15 protein-coding genes are annotated in these 17,711 nt (G+C 71.5%); 9 read left to right on the top strand and 6 right to left on the bottom strand.

Features of this window, described 5'->3' with window-relative positions:
* Nucleotides 1-69 precede the first annotated feature (69 nt).
* On the bottom strand, nt 70-1,200 hold the full coding sequence (locus ACZ7L9_RS22835; protein ID WP_471417512.1) for a DUF5925 domain-containing protein: 1,131 nt from the start codon (nt 1,198-1,200) through the stop codon (nt 70-72).
* Between the two features lie 186 nt (nt 1,201-1,386).
* On the opposite strand from ACZ7L9_RS22835, the gene ACZ7L9_RS22830 reads away from it, so the two are divergent.
* Nucleotides 1,387-2,196 (top strand): SGNH/GDSL hydrolase family protein, encoded by an 810-nt coding sequence (locus tag ACZ7L9_RS22830; protein ID WP_471417511.1) that lies wholly within the window; start codon nt 1,387-1,389, stop codon nt 2,194-2,196.
* A 272-nt stretch (nt 2,197-2,468) separates the two neighbouring features.
* A complete protein-coding gene (locus tag ACZ7L9_RS22825) occupies nt 2,469-2,732 on the top strand; it encodes a hypothetical protein (protein ID WP_471417509.1) in 264 nt (87 codons plus the stop codon).
* A gap of 204 nt (nt 2,733-2,936) precedes the next feature.
* On the opposite strand, the gene ACZ7L9_RS22820 is transcribed toward ACZ7L9_RS22825, so the two are convergent.
* Entirely contained in the window at nt 2,937-3,689 is a 753-nt protein-coding gene (locus tag ACZ7L9_RS22820) for an ABC transporter permease (RefSeq protein WP_471417679.1), read from the bottom strand.
* A 71-nt stretch (nt 3,690-3,760) separates the two neighbouring features.
* The gene (locus ACZ7L9_RS22815) at nt 3,761-4,738 is read right to left on the bottom strand and encodes an ATP-binding cassette domain-containing protein (RefSeq protein WP_471417507.1); all 978 of its coding nucleotides are present in this window, start codon (nt 4,736-4,738) and stop codon (nt 3,761-3,763) included.
* A gap of 64 nt (nt 4,739-4,802) precedes the next feature.
* On the opposite strand from ACZ7L9_RS22815, the gene ACZ7L9_RS22810 reads away from it, so the two are divergent.
* Nucleotides 4,803-5,510, top strand: a complete 708-nt coding sequence (locus ACZ7L9_RS22810) for a TetR/AcrR family transcriptional regulator (RefSeq protein ID WP_471417505.1) — start codon at nt 4,803-4,805, stop codon at nt 5,508-5,510.
* A 22-nt stretch (nt 5,511-5,532) separates the two neighbouring features.
* Here ACZ7L9_RS22810 and ACZ7L9_RS22805 read toward each other — a convergent pair whose 3' ends face one another.
* From ACZ7L9_RS22805 to hmgA, 3 genes are all read right to left on the bottom strand, one after another.
* Complete coding sequence (locus ACZ7L9_RS22805; RefSeq protein WP_471417503.1) at nt 5,533-6,759, bottom strand: type ISP restriction/modification enzyme; 1,227 nt, start codon at nt 6,757-6,759, stop codon at nt 5,533-5,535.
* Nucleotides 6,760-6,819: 60 nt separating this feature from the next.
* Complete coding sequence (locus ACZ7L9_RS22800; RefSeq protein WP_471417677.1) at nt 6,820-7,587, bottom strand: GntR family transcriptional regulator; 768 nt, start codon at nt 7,585-7,587, stop codon at nt 6,820-6,822.
* 82 nt (nt 7,588-7,669) lie between these two features.
* Nucleotides 7,670-8,998 (bottom strand): homogentisate 1,2-dioxygenase, encoded by a 1,329-nt coding sequence (gene hmgA / locus ACZ7L9_RS22795; protein WP_471417501.1) that lies wholly within the window; start codon nt 8,996-8,998, stop codon nt 7,670-7,672.
* Between the two features lie 121 nt (nt 8,999-9,119).
* Between hmgA and ACZ7L9_RS22790 the strand changes: the two genes are divergently transcribed.
* The 6 genes from ACZ7L9_RS22790 (at nt 9,120) to ACZ7L9_RS22765 (ending at nt 17,649) form a co-directional block, all read left to right on the top strand.
* Entirely contained in the window at nt 9,120-11,219 is a 2,100-nt protein-coding gene (locus tag ACZ7L9_RS22790; protein ID WP_471417499.1) for a right-handed parallel beta-helix repeat-containing protein, read from the top strand.
* Nucleotides 11,216-12,064 carry a cupredoxin domain-containing protein gene (locus ACZ7L9_RS22785; protein ID WP_471417497.1) on the top strand — a complete coding sequence of 283 codons (849 nt, stop codon included), beginning with the start codon at nt 11,216-11,218 and terminating at the stop codon, nt 12,062-12,064. The genes ACZ7L9_RS22790 and ACZ7L9_RS22785 overlap by 4 nt, the downstream gene beginning before the upstream one ends.
* Nucleotides 12,061-13,344, top strand: a complete 1,284-nt coding sequence (locus ACZ7L9_RS22780; protein ID WP_471417495.1) for a hypothetical protein — start codon at nt 12,061-12,063, stop codon at nt 13,342-13,344. Before ACZ7L9_RS22785 ends, ACZ7L9_RS22780 begins: the two co-directional genes overlap by 4 nt.
* 71 nt (nt 13,345-13,415) lie before the next feature.
* Complete coding sequence (locus tag ACZ7L9_RS22775) at nt 13,416-14,036, top strand: TetR/AcrR family transcriptional regulator (RefSeq protein ID WP_471417493.1); 621 nt, start codon at nt 13,416-13,418, stop codon at nt 14,034-14,036.
* Between the two features lie 152 nt (nt 14,037-14,188).
* The gene (locus ACZ7L9_RS22770) at nt 14,189-16,075 is read left to right on the top strand and encodes an ABC transporter ATP-binding protein (RefSeq protein ID WP_471417491.1); all 1,887 of its coding nucleotides are present in this window, start codon (nt 14,189-14,191) and stop codon (nt 16,073-16,075) included.
* 185 nt (nt 16,076-16,260) lie between these two features.
* Nucleotides 16,261-17,649: an aldehyde dehydrogenase family protein gene (locus ACZ7L9_RS22765; protein ID WP_471417489.1), complete on the top strand. Its 1,389-nt coding sequence runs from the start codon at nt 16,261-16,263 to the stop codon at nt 17,647-17,649.
* The last annotated feature ends 62 nt before the right edge of the window (nt 17,650-17,711 follow it).

Here is a 17,711-nt window from a genome sequence, read left to right as displayed (position 1 = left end):
GAGCCTGTCGGGTGACCTCTGATCGGGCGTCCGCGCCCGCTCCCCGATCGAAGGTCACCCGACAGGCTCTCAGAGATACAGGCCCGCGTCCGCGCCGGAGTCCTGCTTCGGTACCGACGCGGGGCTGCTGCCCCGCCGCAGCGCGTACAGCTCGGCGAGCGTGGCCCCCTCGCGGCCGAGCCCTTCCTCCGTACCCAGCCAGGCCACCGCCTCCTTGCGGGTCAGTGAGCCCACCTCGATCCTGGCGAGGCAGCGGCCGGGCCTGACCACGGCCGGGTGGAGCCGCTCCAGGTCCTCGTTGGTGGTGACCGCCACCAGCACATTGCGGCCCTGGCCCAGCAGTCCGTCGGTGAGGTTCAGCAGCCGGGACAGCGCCTGGCCCGCCGTGTGCTTGGCCTCGCCACGGATCAATTCGTCGCAGTCCTCCAGGAGCAGCAGCCGCCAACGGCCCTTCGCCGTGCCCTCTTCCTCACCGATCGCGATGTCCATCAGATAGCCGACGTCGTTGAAGAGCCGCTCCGGATCGAGCACGCAGTCGACCTGGCACCAGTCCCGCCACGAGCGCGCGAGCGTGCGCAGTGCGGACGTCTTGCCGGTGCCGGGCGGGCCGTGCAGCAGGAGCAGCCGGCCGGCGATGTCGTCGGGGGTGACCTTCATCAGCCGGTCCATGGCACCGGCCACCGGTGCCGTGTAGTTGTCGCGGACCTCGTCCCAGGTGCCGGCGGCGATCTGCCGCGTGGTGCGGTACGGGCCGCGGCGCGGGGACACGTACCAGAAGCCCATCGTCACGTTCTCGGGCTGTGGTTCCGGTTCGTCCCGGGCGCCGTCCGTCGCCTGGCCGAGGATCCGCCGCGCAAGCTCCGGGCTGGTCGCGGTGACCGTGACGTCGGCGCCGCGGCTCCATCGCGAGATGAGCAGCGTCCAGCCGTCGCCCTCGGCGAGGGTGGCGCTGCGGTCGTCGTCGCGGGCGGCACGCAACACCTTGGCCGCCGGGGGCAGCAGAGTGGCCCCGGCCTTGACGCGGTCGAGGGAGGAGCTGTGCGAGTACGGCTGCTCGCCCGTCGCGAAGCGGCCGAGAAACAGCGCGTCGACGACATCGGACGGGGAATCGCTGTCGTCGACGGTGAGCCGGATCGGCAGAGCGGACTCAGGGTTGGCAGACATGGCGCCCATGATCCGGCACGACGGCATCCGGCGCATCCACGTTTCGTCACCTTCCTCCCCGCTCGAGGGGGTCGATCGCGGACATGACGCGACCTCAGGGGGACGCGCAGGAGAACTCATTGGAGGAACTTGGCATGGACACTTCCGGTGGGGGTGTGCGTACTGCTACCACGGACACGGCAGACCGGCGGAGATCCTGCCGGTCGGTCCAAGGGAGGTTCCATGAAAATGTCCAGACTCGTGGCGTTCTCGTCCTCGCTCCTGCTCGGTGCCGTACTCGCTCTGACCGGAGCGGCCACCGCCAACGCCGCCACGTCTGTCCGGGCCGTCGACTACGTAGCCCTCGGTGACTCGTACTCCTCGGGTGTCGGAACCGGCAGTTACGACAGTGCCAGCGGGGACTGCAAGCGCAGCACCAAGGCCTATCCCGCACTCTGGGCCGCCGCCAACTCGCCCTCGTCCTTCGCCTTCACCGCTTGCTCGGGTGCCCGCACGAGTGATGTCAAGGCCGGTCAGCTCGGCCCCCTCAACTCCTCGACCGACCTCGTCTCGATATCCGTCGGCGGCAATGACGCGGGTTTCGCCGATGTCATGACCACCTGCGTGCTCCAGTCGGAGGCCACCTGCCTCAGCCGGATCGCCACGGCCCGCAGCTATGTCGACACCACCCTGCCCGGCAATCTCGACTCGGTGTACTCGGCGATCCGCGCCAAGGCGCCGTCCGCGCGTGTCGTCGTCCTCGGTTACCCGCGCTTCTACAAGATCGGCGGCAGCTGTGTCGTCGGTCTGAGCGACAAGGTGCGCGGCGCGATCAACGACGCCGCCGACTACCTCAACGCGGCGACCGCCAAGCGCGCCGCCGACCACGGCTTCACCTACGCCGGTGTCAGCGGGAACTTCACCGGGCACGAGATCTGCTCCGGAAGCGCCTGGCTGCACAGTCTCAACTGGCTCAACATCGGTGAGTCGTACCACCCCACCGCGGCCGGACAGTCGGGCGGCTACCTGCCCTCCTTCGCCTCGGCCGCCTGACCCCCCACCCAGTGCCTGCGCCGGGCCCGTCGGTCGGCCGACGGGTAGGAGGCCCCCCGTCCGCAGGGGTCTCCGTCCGGCACTCTGCCGACCCGAGCCGGTGAACCACTTCCGTTCTGTCCAACTCGCCCTGGAATCGGGCGGATTCGGATTGGAGTCGTCAACCTCCGTATGTGTGTGCTCAATCCTGCGACCGGGATACACGAGTGTCGTCGCGGGGGGATAGGGTTAATCTGCCCGGGCCGGGTGCCCTCGTACGGGTGGGGAGTGACATGGAACAGATAACGGTGCGCAGCAGGCCTCGTGTGCCTGCCATCACATGCGGGAGCAGTGCGACGAGTTCGCGCCTCGACCGCCATCTCGCGGTGCTCGGCGGACCCGTCGTCCCGCAGCGGGAGTCCGCGGAGGCGACGCTGCTGATGCGCGAGCTCACCTCGCGTGACGCCGCCCATCGCCATCGGAGCAAGAGCGCGCGGGTCTCCCTCTTCGCGCCGCTGCGTCGACTGCGCCGCTCGCTCTTCGGCAGCCGCCACTGACCCGACGGCCCGTCGCGACTGCCCAACGGTCCATCGCCCGGGCTCTCCCCGGCCAGGGTTCATCGTCCGGCTCCCCCCGCTCGGGTCGGTCGGACCACCTCACCGTCCCGGCGCTGCGCTGCTGTCCGCTCTCCCGTCTCCCCGGAGCCCGCAGTAGCGCTTCGGTGTGCACCGCGCTGCACCGGTGGGCGCGGCACGTCACGGTCATTCGCCGCCGCGCGCGTAACGCCGTACGGCCAGCGGCACGAACACCGCGAGGAGCGCCACCGACCAGGCGAGCGTCCCGGCCACCGGATGGGCGACCGGCCAGGCGGCGTCGGCCGCCGGGGACGCGTTGCCGAACAGTTCGCGGGTGGCTGAAGCCATCGCGCTGATCGGGTTCCACTCCGCGACCGTCCGCAGCCAGCCCGGCAGGTTGTCGGTCGGGATGTACGCACTCGACAGCAGCGGCAGGATGAAGGTCGCGCTGCCCAGTTGGCCGGCGACCTCCTCGTTGCGGATCAGCAGGCCCAGCCAGCAGCCCAGCCACGACGTGGCGAACCGCAGGAGCAGCAGCAGCCCGAAGGCGCCCAGGGCGGCGAGCGGGCCGCCCTCGATCCGCCAGCCGACCGCGAGTCCGACCAGGATCAGCGGAATCATGCCGATGGCGGTGGTCAGCAGATCTGCGGCGGTCTGACCGAACGGTACGGCGGGCCGGCTCATCGGCAGCGTACGGAACCGGTCCATCACCCCGCGGTCACAGTCCTGCGAGGCCTGGAACATCCCGACCATGATGCCGTTGGCCGCCGTCGACGCCAGCAGGCCCGGCACCAGGAACGCGCGGTACTCCTGGCCGGGCATGGCCAGGGCGCTGCCGAACACGTAGCCGAAGAACAGCAGCATCGTGATCGGCATGGTCTGGGTCAGGATCATGACGCCCGGCGCGGCCTTGATCCGCTGCAGATGGCGGCCCAGCATGGCCAGGGCGTCGGCGACCGGGGTGCTCGTGGCCGGTGTGAGGGCCGGCTCGTGGGCCGGTGCGATGCCGCTCATGCTGCCGTCTCCTTCAGGGGCGGGGAGGTGCGGCCGTCGTTGCGGCCGGTCAGGCGGAGGAAGACCTCGTCGAGCGTCGGCGGGCGCAGGCTCGCGTCGACCAGCGGTACGCCCGCCGCGTCGAGTTCGCGGACGATACGGGGGAGGGTGAGCGTGGTGTCGGTCGCGACGGCGCCCACGGTGCGGCGCTGGTGGTCGAGCAGCGGTTCGGTGCCGGTGAGCTGATCGAGGACGGCTGCCGCCGGGACCAGTGCCGATTCATGGGAGACGACGACTTCTGCGTAGCTGCCGATACGGGCCTTCAGCTCGGTCGGGGTGCCGCGGTGGGCGGTCCGGCCCCGGTCGATCAGCACGATGTCATCGGCCAGCTGATCGGCCTCCTCCAGATACTGCGTGGTGAGCAGGACGGTCGTGCCCCGGCCGGCCAGCTCCCGTACGGCCGCCCAGATCTGGTTGCGGCTGTGCGGGTCGAGTCCGGTGGTCGGCTCGTCCAGGAACAGCACCCGGGGGCGGGTCAGCAGACTGGCGGCGAGGTCGAGGCGGCGGCGCATGCCGCCCGAGTAGGTGCGGGCCGCGCGGTCTGCGGCCTCCGTCAGCTCGAAGCGCTCCAGGAGCTCGTCGGCGCGGGTGCGCGCGGCCTCGCCGCGTAACCGGAGCAGCTTCGCGAAGAGCCGCAGGTTCTGCCGGCCGGACAGCTCGCCGTCGACCGAGGCATTCTGCCCGGTGACGCCGATCGCCGCGCGCACCGCACCCGCCTCGCGCACCACGTCGTGGCCCGCCACCCGGGCGCTGCCGCTGTCCGGGGGCGTCAACGTGGTGAGGACCCGGACGGCGGTGGTCTTGCCCGCGCCGTTCGGCCCCAGTACTCCGCAGACGGTGCCCTCGGCGACCGCGAGATCGAGTCCCCGCAGCGCGTGGACATCGCCGTAACGCTTCTCCAGGCCTTCACTAAGTACAGCGTACGTAGTTTCCATGCGGCCCACCATAGCGCACTACGTACGGTGTACGTAACTAGGATGGTGAGCGAGGTGATGATCAATGGTGGGGCGACCCGCTGTACCCGAAGTGATCTGGGCGCGCCCCGAACGTGCGGGCCGCGGCCCCAGGCCCGCGTTCAGTCGCGCCGACATCGCGGCGGCCGCCGTCCGTATCGCCGATGCGGACGGCTTCGACGCGGTATCCATGCGGAAGGTCGCGGCGGAGCTCGGCTGCGGCACGATGTCGCTCTACAACTACGTGCCACGCAAGGAGGACCTGTACGAGCTGATGCTCGACGCGGTGAGCGCCGATTACGAGTTCCTGGAACCGTCCGGCGACTGGCGCGCCGATCTGGTCGCACTGGCTCATCAGGCCCGCGCGATGATGCACCGCCACACCTGGGTGCCCCGGCTGATGTCACCCGTGTACGGCTTCAGCCCGAACGCGCTGCGGTATCTGGAATTCACGCTCAGCCTTCTGGACGGCGTCGACGCGCGGTTCGGCGAGAAGATGGAACTCATCGCCATGGTCAACGGTGTGGTCACCACCTATGTGGCCAACGAGATCGCCACGGCGGAGCGCAGCCGGTCGCTGCCCTGGTCCGAGGAGCAGGAGCACGCCGCGCGCACGAACTATCTGATCAGCCAGATAGCCACCGGGAAGTATCCGCGGATGGCGGCGGGTTTCGCCGAGGACTCCGGGCCGATCGATCTGGAGGGGGTCTTCGACCGGGCGCTGTACCGGGTGCTGGACTCCTTCGACCGGTAACGCGCGGGCCTCGGGTGCCCCGTCACAACAGCGCGAACTGCCCGTCCGGACCCTCCTCCTGATGGTCGAGAACCGAGGCCGGCCGCCGGGCCGCGGCCGGGATGGGCAGGACACGCGCCGCGCGGAGGTCGTCGGCCGTGATCCGCGGGCCGTCCGCCACGACCTCCTGCCGGGGTCGGAGCTCGGCCAGCAGGGCGAGCACGGTGATCAGTTCCAGCAGCTCCGAGGTCCACTCCTGGGGCCAGGCGCGTGGCCGCACCGCTTCCAGGCCGTCCACGTCCTGTGCCCCGGACGCCGCCGTACGGCGGCGGAACCAGAGCTCCAGCATTCGGACGCCGCCCACCCGGAACTCCCAAGCCCCGGCCGGCACGGGCGAGATGCGGCCCGTGCCGAGCAGGAGCGCCTCGTCGGCCGGGTCGTACTCCAGCGTGGCCGGCACGGGCGGAACCGAGGCCCGCACATAGGGGCGTCGCCCGCCGGGCAGCCGCGGGCGCTCCCCGCCCCGGGCGCCGCGCAACTGCACCCGCAGCAACTCCTGCCCCAGCTCCACGCCCGCCGACCAGCGCGCCGTGTCGGCCGGCAGCGGGACCACGCACCCGGCGGCGGAGTGACGGGCCGCCGCGAGTGTCCACGCCAGCACGGTCCGGTCCGTGACCGCATCCCCGTGGCGGGCCCGGAGCAGTGCGAGGAGACCCGGGGCCAGGTTGGGTTCGAGACCTCCGGGGCGCCGGTACAGCGGCCGGATCCGGCCCGGTCGGCCGGCGGGGGAGTGGCCGTCGGGCAGGAGCGCCGTCACGGACAGGGCGGGGCCGGTGTCCTGGGGCACGTACCCGTGCTCGACGGCGAAGAGCTGGTGCCCGTCGGCGACCCGCCACAGCTCGGGGCGGGCCACGTCGATCAGCCGGTGGTCGGGGAGCAGCCACTGTTCGTCGAACGGGCCGTGCAGGATCCGTACCGGCTCGGGGCACGGTCCGGTCTCGCGGGCGAACCGTCCGGTGCCGGTGGCCTGTCCCGGAAGCGCCGCCACCGGCGTCTGCGGAGTACGGAGACGGGTGTGCCGGAACAGCCGTTCGCGCTCGGCGGCCTCCGCCCGGACCAGCCGCTCCCAACGGGCCTTGAGCGAACCGGCGTCCGGGGCGGTCACCCAGGGGCGCCCGGTCCGCAGAGGTCGTACGGACCATGGCATGAGGTCGTCGAGCAGCGGGCTGTCGTCGTCCCCGCCGGCTCCGGTCGCTGCCCGTGCTGCCACCGTGTCGTCCTCCCCGTCGCCACCGCCTCCGGCATCGTAACGGCGCCGGAGGGCGGGCCGTCAGCGCGCTTCCACGGTCACCGAGAAGGAGAACCGGTCGCCCCGGTAGCGGATCTGTGCCACATCCACCACCCGGCCGCTCTCGTCGTACGTCACCCCCGTGTAGAACAGGATCGGGCTCAGCAGCGGGACCTGGAGGAGTTCGGCGGTCGCCGGGTCCGCGAGGCGCGCCTCGACCGTGTCGGTGATGCGCGCGATCCGGACGCCCACCCGGTCGCGCAGCACCTTGGTCATCGGCCAGCGTTCGAGATCGGCGACATCGAGCCGGGCCGCCACCTCGGGACGCACCGCGTTCTCCGCCCAGTTGGTGGGCTCGTCGCTCTCGCCGTCGCGGCGCAGCCTGCGGTAGCTGACCACCTCGGCGCAGTCGGGGAAGTACTCGGTGAGATCGCCCGGCACGGCGACCGGACCGTGGCCGAGGACCGCGGCCCGCTCGCCCGACTGCTGGGCCACGATCGCGTCGATCGAGCCCAGCAACCGGACCGGTGACACCCGGCGGGCGCGCGGCTCGATGAAGGTGCCGCGGCGCCGGTGCCTGCTGATCAGCCCTTCCGTCTCCAGCTCCTTGAGCGCCTGGCGCATCGTCAGAACGCTGACGCCGTAGTGCGCGGCGAGCTGCTCCTCGGTCGGCAGCCGTGCCGAGGCGTCCTTGGCGCGGCCCAGTATCGAGGCGCGCAACGACTGCGAGACCTGGTACCACAAGGGCAGTTTGCGGTTCAGGACCAGAGAATCGGGGGCGAAGGCGTTTCCCTGGGACAGCTTGGGCATCTGAGGCACCTGGGTCACCTGGTCTCTCCGTACTGCGACACAGCGGACGCGACGACGCGGGGCCGATACGTGGCGTCGTTGCCTACGGCCTGAAGTTGCGGCTCAGACCCTGCCACACGTCGTCGTAGCCGCGTTGCAGATGGTCGGCGGCGGCCGCCTGCCCGGTCGCCGTCACGGGCCAGCGGGTCTCGAACATGAAGGCCAGGCCGTCGTCGATCTTCTGCGGCTTCAGCTCCGCCTCGCTCGCCCGGTCGAAGGTCTCCCGGTCGGGGCCGTGCGCCGACATCATGTTGTGGAGCGAGCCGCCGCCCGGTACGAAGCCGCCCTTGCCCGCCGTCTTCGCGTCGTACGCGCCCTCGATCAGGCCCATGTACTCGCTCATCACGTTGCGGTGGAAGTACGGCGGCCGGAAGGTGTCCTCGCCGACCAGCCAGCGCGGTGCGAAGACGACGAAGTCGACCCCGGCCAGCCCGGGGGTGTCGGACGGCGAGGTCAGCACCGTGAAGATCGACGGGTCCGGGTGGTCGTAGCTGATCGAGCCGATGACATTGAAGCGGTGCAGGTCGTAGACGTACGGGGTGTGGTTGCCGTGCCAGGCGACCACGTCCAGCGGCGAGTGGTCATAGGTCGCTGACCAGAGGTTCCCGCAGAACTTGTTGACCACCTCCGCCGGGCGTTCGTCGTCCTCGTAGGCGGCGACGGGGGCGAGGAAGTCCCGGGCGTTCGCCAGGCCGTTGGCGCCGATCGGACCGAGGTCGGGGAGGGTGAAAGGCTGACCGTAGTTCTCGCAGACGTAGCCGCGGGCGGTGGCGTCCAGCAGCTCCACCCGGAAACGGACGCCGCGCGGGATCAGCGCGACGTGCCCCGGTTCGGCGCGCAGCAGGCCCAGTTCGGTACGGAGCAGCAGGCCGCCCCGCTCCGGGACGATCAGCAGCTCGCCGTCCGCATCGCTGAACACCCGGTCGGTCATGGATGCGTCGGCGTGGTAGAGGTGCACGGCCATGCCGGTGCGCTGCGTCGCGTCGCCGTTGCCGCCGAGGGTCCACAGGCCGGCCACGAAGTCCGTCCCGGCCGCGGGCTCGGGGAGCGGGTCCCAGCGCAGCCGGTTGGGATCGGGCACGGATTCGGTGAACGGGGCGGTCCGGATCGCCCCGTTGCCGATACGGATGAACGGGGGATGAGCGGCCGACGGGCGGATCCGGTAGAGCCAGGAACGGCGGTTGTGTGCCCGCGGTTCGGTGAAGGCCGAGCCGCTCAGCTGCTCCGCGTAGAGCCCGAGGGGCGCGCGCTGAGGCGAGTTACGGCCGTGCGGCAGCGCCCCCGGCACCGCCTCCGAGCTGTGCTCATTGCCGAAACCGGCGGAGTACTCAAGCCCTTCCGCCGTCTTCCTCGCCTGCTCGATGCCGCTCATGTGCGCTCCCGGTGCCGAAGGAATCCTATGGACAACCGTAGGAATCGGATCGGGGCACGTCAACGGCATTCGTGGTGCATAGGGGGTTTCAAAAGCTGAACAATGCTCTACTCTCCCGGACATGTCGTGGACACGAAGACTTCTGGTGGTCCTGGCGGCGCTCGCCGTCGCCCTCCTCGCGGCTCCGGCCGCCCAGGCGCACGAGGAACGTCCGGTCACCCTGCCCGACGGAACCGGCAGCGTCCCCGTGTACCGCACCGGCGAACCGGATCTGCTGGTCTGCAAGAGCGACCGGGCGGACTTCGAGCGCCGCATATCCGGCTTCCCGGAGGGGCTGCGAGTCCGGAACCTGAAGCTGTTCGACCGGTGCCTGAAGTCCGGCTACCGCCATCTGCAGCAGGCCGTCGACGCGGTCGGCAGGCCCGGCATGAACATCGCCATCCTGCCCGGCCTGTACGAGGAGGAGCCCTCACTGCCCAAGCCGGCGGGGGAGTGCGCCCGGCTGAAGGCGCCCAACTCCCAGCTCGGCTACCAGATCCTGTCCTACGCGCAGCAGGCGCGGTGCCCGCACAACCAGAACCTGGTGGCGATCCTCGGGAAGAAGAACCTCCAGATCGAGGGGACGGGCGCCGAGCGCACGGATGTCGTCATCGACGCCAAGTACCAGAAGCTCAACGCGATCCGCGCGGACGGCTCCGACGGCGTCTACTTCAAGAACTTCACCGCCCAGCGCACCACGTTCAACTCCCTGTACGTCCTCGCCCAGGACGGCTTCGTCATCGACTCCGTCCTCACCCGGTGGAACGACGAGTACGGGTTTCTGACCTTCGCGAGCGACCACGGGCTGTACAAGAACTGCGAGTCGTACGGCAACGGGGACTCGGGCATCTACCCAGGCAGCGCGTCGAACATCAACGACGCGTACGGCTACGACGTGCCGCGCTACTCGATCGAGATCACCGGCTGCCACAGCCACCACAACATGGTCGGCTACTCCGGCACCGCGGGCGACTCCGTCTATGTCCACGACAACGAGTTCGACCACAACATGGGCGGCGCCTCGATGGACAGCGCCTTCCCAGGCCACCCGGGACTGCCCCAGAACCATGCCCGCTTCGAACGCAACCTGATCCACGACAACAACGCCGACTACTACCCGTACGTCGCCGACGGGACCTGCGCCAAGCCGCCCGTGGACCGCGGCTACGAGGACGGCGTCGTCTGCCCGCAGATCTCCATGCCGCCGGGCTCGGGCATCATCACCGCGGGCGGCAACTGGAACCTCTACGAGAACAACTGGATCTACGGGCAGGAGCGCGCCGCCTTCTTCCTGACCGCGGTCCCCGCCTTCATCCGCGGCGAGAACGAGCTGTCCAAGCAGACCGACACCTCCCACCACAACCGGTACGCGGGCAACCACCTCGGCACGGACAAGGCGGGCAACTCCCGGCCCAACCGCGCCGACGTGTGGTGGGACGGTCAGGGCGACGGCAACTGCTGGCAGTCGGACGCCGGCCCGTCCTCCCCGCGCGCCCTGCCCACCTGCGGCTCCGAGCACGGCGCCGTGTCCGGACGTACCGACCGGCTCGTCGGCGAACCGGTCAAACTGGCCCAACTGCTGGTCTGCGCGGACTACAACGTGCAGGCGCGACGGCTGCCGGCCGGCTGCGACTGGTACGGAGCACGGGGCATCGAGCGCATCGAGGTGCAGCTGGCGCTTGCGGTCGCCGTGGTGCTCGCGCTGGTCGGCGGGGTGCTGTGGTGGCGCAGACTTCGCGGCAGCGGGTTCGCCACCGCCGTCACGGTGCTCGGCGTGATCGGTCTCGGGCTGGACGTGGCCGGATCGACGATGGGGCTGGCCTCCTCCTACGTGCCCGCGCTGGCCCTGCTGCTGACCGGGGTGTGGTGGACCGGGATCGGGCTGGTGCTGCGGGGCGAACGGCCGTGGCTGGGCTGGACCACGGTGGTCCTGGGTGCGCTCACGCTGCTCGACGCCGTCGACAAGGCCGTGTTCATGATCCCGTGGATTCCGCTCAGCCCGGCCTGGGTGCGTGGACTGCTCGGTGTGATCTGGGTGGTGTGGGCCGTCATGGCCGCCGCCCGGCACGGCGAACGGGCAGCGTCGGGCGAACGAGGGGCGCCGGCGGAGGGCCGGGCTCCGGACGCGGTCGCCACGCCGGCCCCTGCCCAGGCCCCCGCCCCGGAAGGAGACGTATCGTGAAGCGTTCCCTCAGGCGACCGCGGCCCACCCGGCCGGGCGTCGCAGCCGTCACCGTACTCACCGCGGGCGCCCTCCTGTTCGGAGCGAGCGCCTGCGGCGGCCGGGCCACCACCCACCACAAACCCGGCACCAGCCACGAGCAGGCCGGTGGCAGCGTCGGCCGACTCCTCACCGCCGACGACGGCTCCGGCCACCGGCTGCGTCAGGTCGACGCCAAGGGCGCCCCCGAAGTGACGGTCGCGGTCCGGCCGGACTCAGAGGACGGGTGGAACGTCCATCTCTCCGTACGGAACTTCCGGTTCACCCCGGACAGCGTGGGCGGCGCCGCTCTCCTCGGGCGCGGCCACGCCCGCCTCTTCCTCGACGGCCACCCCCTCGCCCGGGTCTACGGCTCCTGGTACCACCTCTCCGACTCCCTCGTCCGCGGCGCCGGTGGCGGCACCGGCCTCACCGCCCGGCTCTACGCCGACGACCACACCGCCTGGGCCGTGAACTCCGCCCCGATCCAGGCCACCACCTCACTCTCCACCGCCTCCGCACAGCCCACCGCGCCCGCGGCGCACCCACCGGAAACGCCCCGGCCGGACACGACCCTGGAGATCGTCGTCTCCCACGGCAAGGTCAGCCCCGCGCCCGGCCGCACCGAGATCAAGAAGGGCCGGATCATCGCCCTCCGGGTCCGCAGCGACCACGCCGACACCCTCCACGTCCACGGCTACGACAAGGAGGCCCGGCTGCCCGCCGGAAAGACCGTCACCCTCACGTTCACCGCCGACCGCACCGGGCTCTTCGAAGTCGAGACGCACGAGTCCGACCTGCTCCTGACCCAACTGGTCGTCAGATGACCGTCCTGGCCCATGGCATCGGCGCTCAGCACGATCTCCCGCTGTCCCCCTTCTACGCCTTCGCCGGTGCCTTCGCCGCGCTCTTCGTCTCCTTCCTCGCGCTCGGCCTGCTCTGGTCCGCCTCCCGATTCCGCGGCGACCGGGCCGGCCGCCCGCTCCCGGCCGCCGTCCAGCGCCTCGCCGACGCCCGCCCCACCCGTATCGCCGCGCGCGTACTCGGGCTGGCCGCCGCCCTGTTCGTCACGCTCCACCTCCTCCTCGGTCCGGACGACCCGGACCGCAACCCGGCCCCCGGTGCCGTCTACGTACTCCTCTGGGTCGGGCTCGTCCCCGCCTCACTCCTCCTCGGCCCCGTCTGGCGACTGCTCAACCCGCTCCGTACCGTCCACCTCCTCGGCTGCCGCGCGCTCGGCCGCGACCCGGCCGCGGGCCGCCCCCTTCCCACGCGCCTCGGGCTCTGGCCCGCCGCGGCCGGGCTCCTCGCCTTCACCTGGCTCGAACTCGTCGCACCCGACCCCGCGTCGACCACCGCTCTCCTCCTCTTCCTCGCCCTCTACACAGCCGTCCACCTCGCAGGCGCCGCCCGCCACGGCGCCGGATGGTTCGACCGGGCGGACGCCTTCGAGGTCTACTCGGGGCTGCTCGCCCGGCTCTCCCCGCTCGGCCGCCGCCCCGCCGACCGCCGCCTCGTACTCCGCTCCCCTTTCAACGGCCTCGATGCCACCCCGCAGACCCCCGGACTCGTCGCCACCGTCTGCGTCATGCTCGGCTCCACGGCCTACGACGGCTTCTCGGACGCCCCGTCCTGGATCACCACCGTCCAGACCTCACCTCTGGGCCGTACCACCGCGGCCACGCTGGGACTCCTGGGCGCGGTCGCCCTCGTCGCCACCCTCTATGCCCTCTGCACCGGCGCGACCCGGCTGATCTCCGGTCGACTCGGCCATCCCCTCACCGCCTTCGCGCACTCGCTCGTCCCGATCGCCCTCGGCTATCTCGTCGCCCACTACTTCACGCTCTTCGTCACCGAAGGGCCACGCACCGTCATGGTGGCATCCGGCACTGACAATCCCGCCCCGCCCGAACCGCCGCTGGGCCCGGGCGGTGTCGCCACGCTCCAGGTCGCCGCGATCGTCCTCGGCCACGTGCTCGGCGTCGTCGCAGCCCACGACAGGTCCGTACGCCTCTTCCCGTCCGGCCGCGCCGTCGCCGGGCAACTCCCGCTACTGGTCCTGATGATCACGTACACCATCGGAGGGCTGTCCCTGCTCATCGCGTGAGGCCGCGCCCGGACCGGCCCGCGACCCGCACCCGCGCCGGCCCGCCACCCGCAGAGGAGACCCACGGCATCATGGAGCCCGTGCCCCATGCGAATACGAACCTCCGCCGCGCCCCCGTGCAGCAGCGCAGCGCCGAACGCCTCACGCGGATACTCGATGCCTGCGCCGAACTCCTCGACGAGGCCGGCTACGAGCAGCTCTCCACCCGGGCCGTCGCCGTCCGCGCCGAGGTCCCCATCGGCTCCGTCTACCGGTTCTTCTCCAACAAGCGCGCGCTGACCGACGCGCTCGCCCGGCGCAATCTGGACAGCTACGCCGAACGCGTCACCGCCCGCCTCTCCGTCATCCCGGCCGGCGACTGGCACAGCGCCATCGATGCCGTCCTGGACGAGTACCTGGGGATGAAGCGCTCCGTGGCCGGCTTCGCCCTCGTCGACTTCGGCGCACCGGCTCCCGACGACGACCCGGCGGACGACGCCAACCAGCGGGTCGCCGGCCGGCTCACCGAACTCCTCTCCGGGCACCTCGGCCGGGCCCCCGACGAGGATCTGCTCCGAACGGTCCTGGTCTGCGTCGAGGCCGCCGACGCCCTCCTCCAACTGGCCTTCCGTACCGACCCGTCGGGCGACGCGGCCATCGTCGCCGAGACCCGCGTCCTGCTCCGGGCCTACCTCGCGCAGGTCCTGGACTGACCGCGCCGGCCCCGCGCCGAAAGCGCCGCAGGTTGTGCCGCCGGTTCATCGGCCTCGCCGTGCTCTCCGTCACCGACATTCCCACTGTTTGACACCGGCGATCGACGGTAGCCATTGACCTCAAGTCCACTGGAGGTCGTACGTTTCCTCCCATGAGTATGGAAGCCACCGCGTGGACACAGCTCCACAACGTCATGAACGCGCAAGCGGACCGACGTCCCTTCGACCGAGCCACCCTGCGGCGCATCGCCGCGTTCGCCCGTCCGCACCGGCGCCGCGTCGCCCTGTTCCTGCTCCTGAGCGTGGCGACGGCGCTGCTCGCGGTCGCCACGCCCGTCCTCGCCGGACGCGTCGTGAACGCGATCGTGGCCGGCGAGGACGGGGGCACCGTCACCCGGCTGTCCCTGCTCATCGCCGTGATCGCCGTCGCGGAGGCCGCGCTCGGGCTGGCCGGCCGCTGGCTCTCGGCGAACCTCGGCGAAGGGCTGATCCTCGACCTGCGCACCGCCGTCTTCGACCATGTGCAGCGCATGCCGATCGCGTTCTTCACCCGCACCCGCACCGGCGCGCTCGTCAGCCGCCTCAACAACGACGTCATCGGCGCCCAGCGCGCCTTCAGCAACACACTCTCCGGCGTCGTCAGCAATGTTGTGACGCTGCTCCTCACCCTGGGCGTCATGCTCTCCATCTCCTGGCAGATCACCCTGCTCGCCCTGGTGCTGCTGCCGGTGTTCGTGCTGCCCGCGCGCCGCATGGGTACGCGGATGGCGAGGCTCCAGCGGGAAGCGGCGGCCCACAACGCCGCGATGGGCACCCGGATGACCGAGCGCTTCTCCGCACCCGGCGCCACCCTGATCAAGCTCTTCGGCCGACCCGCCGACGAGTCCGCCGAGTTCGCCGCCAGAGCAGGCCGGGTGCGCGACATCGGGGTACGCACAGCCATGGCCCAGTCCGCGTTCATCACCGCCCTGACCCTGGTGTCCGCGCTGGCGCTCGCCCTGGTCTACGGGCTCGGCGGGTTCTACGCGCTGCGCGGGCAGTTGGACGCGGGCGCGGTCGTCGCCCTCGCCCTGCTGCTGACCCGGCTGTACGCGCCGCTCACCGCCCTCGCCGGGGCGCGCGTCGAGGTGATGAGCGCCCTCGTCAGCTTCGAGCGGGTCTTCGAGGTCCTCGACCTCAAGCCGCTCATCGACCAGAAGGCGGACGCAAGGGCGGTCCCGGAGGGCCCGGTGTCCGTGGAGTTCGACCGGGTACGGTTCGGCTACCCGTCCGCCGACAAGGTCTCCCTCGCCTCGCTCGAAGACGTCGCGACCCTTGACACCCGTGGCGGCGACGAAGTGCTGCGAGGGGTCTCCTTCCGCGCCGAGCCCGGCCAGACGGTGGCACTCGTCGGCTCGTCCGGAGCGGGCAAGTCGACCATCGCGCAACTGCTGCCGCGCCTGTACGACACGGACGAGGGTTCGGTGCGCATCGGTGACATCGACGTACGCGACCTGTCCGCCGAGACCCTGCGCGACACCCTCGGCATGGTCACCCAGGACGGCCACCTCTTCCACGAGTCGGTCCGCGCCAACCTCCTGCTCGCCCGTCCCGGAGCCACCGAGGAGGACCTCTGGGACGCGCTGCGCCGCTCACGCCTGGACGGTCTGGTCGCCTCGCTGCCCGACGGACTCGACACCGTCGTCGGCGAACGCGGCTACCGGCTCTCCGGCGGCGAACGCCAGCGGCTGACCATCGCCCGGCTGCTCCTGGCCCGCCAGCGCGTCGTCATCCTCGACGAGGCCACCGCGCACCTGGACAACACCTCCGAGGCGGCCGTCCAGGAGGCGCTCACCGAGGCTCTCGCCGGACGCACCGCGGTCGTGATCGCCCACCGGCTCTCCACCGTACGGGCCGCCGACCTCATCCTGGTCGTGGAGAACGGGCAGATCGTGGAGCGCGGCACCCACGAAGGACTCCTCGCGGCCGGCGGCCGGTACGAGGAGCTGTACCGCACCCAGTTCGAGACCCCCGGCGCGGAGCCCGCGGAACTCGGCTGACAACGGCCGCCCGGGAGTCGACGGCCGGCGGGGGACCCGGAACGGGCGGCGGGGTACCCGGCGAGTCCGGTCCGGGCGCCCGGGGAACCCGGTCCCGGCGGCGGTCCCTGGCGTCCAGAAACTAACAGCGCTAATTTGGGGCGCGGACGACTACGCCGTGACCACGGCACCCCGGGAGGAACGCGATGAAGGCCCACGACGGGATGTACATCGGCGGCGAGTGGCGCGCCGCCGCGGGCGGGGACACGATCGCGGTGGTCGATCCGGCGGACGAGCAGGTCATCGCCCATGTCCCGGCCGGCACCGCCGAGGACGTCGACGCCGCCGTGTCCGCCGCGCGCGGGGCCTTCCCCGCTTGGGCCGCGACCCCGCCCGCCGAGCGCGCCGCGCGGATCGCCGCCCTGCGCGACGTCCTCGTCGCCCGCAAGGACGAGATCGCCGCGACCGTCACCGCCGAACTCGGCGCGCCGCTGCCGTTCTCGCAGGCGGTGCACGCGGCCGTACCGATCGTGGTGGCCGGTTCGTACGCCGAGCTCGCCGCGTCGTACGCGTTCGAGGAGCAGGTCGGCAACTCCACGGTCTACGCCGAACCGGTCGGCGTCGTCGGCGCGATCACCCCGTGGAACTACCCGCTGCACCAGATCGTCGCGAAGGTCGCCCCCGCGCTCGCGGCCGGCTGCACGGTCGTCCTCAAGCCTGCCGAGGACACCCCGCTGACCGCCCAGCTCTTCGCGGAGGCCGTCCACGAAGCGGGCCTCCCCGCGGGCGTGTTCAACCTGGTCACCGGCCTCGGCCCGGTCGCGGGACAGGCGCTCGCCGAACACCCGGGCGTCGACCTGGTCTCCTTCACCGGCTCCACCGCCGTCGGCAAGCGGATCGGCGCCACGGCCGGCGCCGCCGTCAAGCGCGTAGCCCTCGAACTGGGCGGCAAGTCCGCCAACGTCATCCTGCCGAGCGCGGACCTCGCCAAGGCCGTCGGCGTCGGCGTCGCGAACGTCATGGGCAACTCCGGCCAGACGTGCAGCGCCTGGACCCGGATGCTCGTGCACACCTCCCAGTACGACGAGGCGGTAGCGCTGGCCGCGGAGGCCGCCGCCAAGTACGGCGACCGCATCGGCCCCCTCGTCAACGCCACGCAGCACGCACGGGTGCTCGGCTACATCGAGAAGGGCGTGGCGGAGGGCGCGCGCCTGGTCGCCGGCGGCCCCGAAGCCCCGCGCGAGCAGGGCTACTTCGTCAGCCCGACCGTGTTCGCCGACGTCACCCCGGAGATGACCATCGCCCAGGAGGAGATCTTCGGCCCGGTCGTGTCGATCATCCGTTACGAGGACGAGGACGACGCCCTGCGCATCGCCAACGGCACCGTGTACGGCCTCGCGGGCGCGGTCTGGGCGGGCGACGACGCCGAAGCGGTGGCGTTCGCCCGCCGGATGGACACCGGGCAGGTCGACATCAACGGCGGCCGGTTCAACCCGCTCGCCCCGTTCGGCGGTTACAAGCAGTCCGGCGTCGGCCGCGAGCTCGGTGCGCACGGACTGGCCGAGTACCTCCAGACCAAGTCCCTGCAGTTCTGACCGTCCACTCCCGCACCGATCCCCGCTGCCCACTGTCAAGGAGCCTGTTCGTGGTCCGCGCG

It is taken from the genome of Streptomyces sp. NPDC111516 (assembly GCF_055635345.1).
Note: the sequence above shows the minus strand (reverse complement) of the source record. Positions and strands in the feature narration are given on the sequence as shown.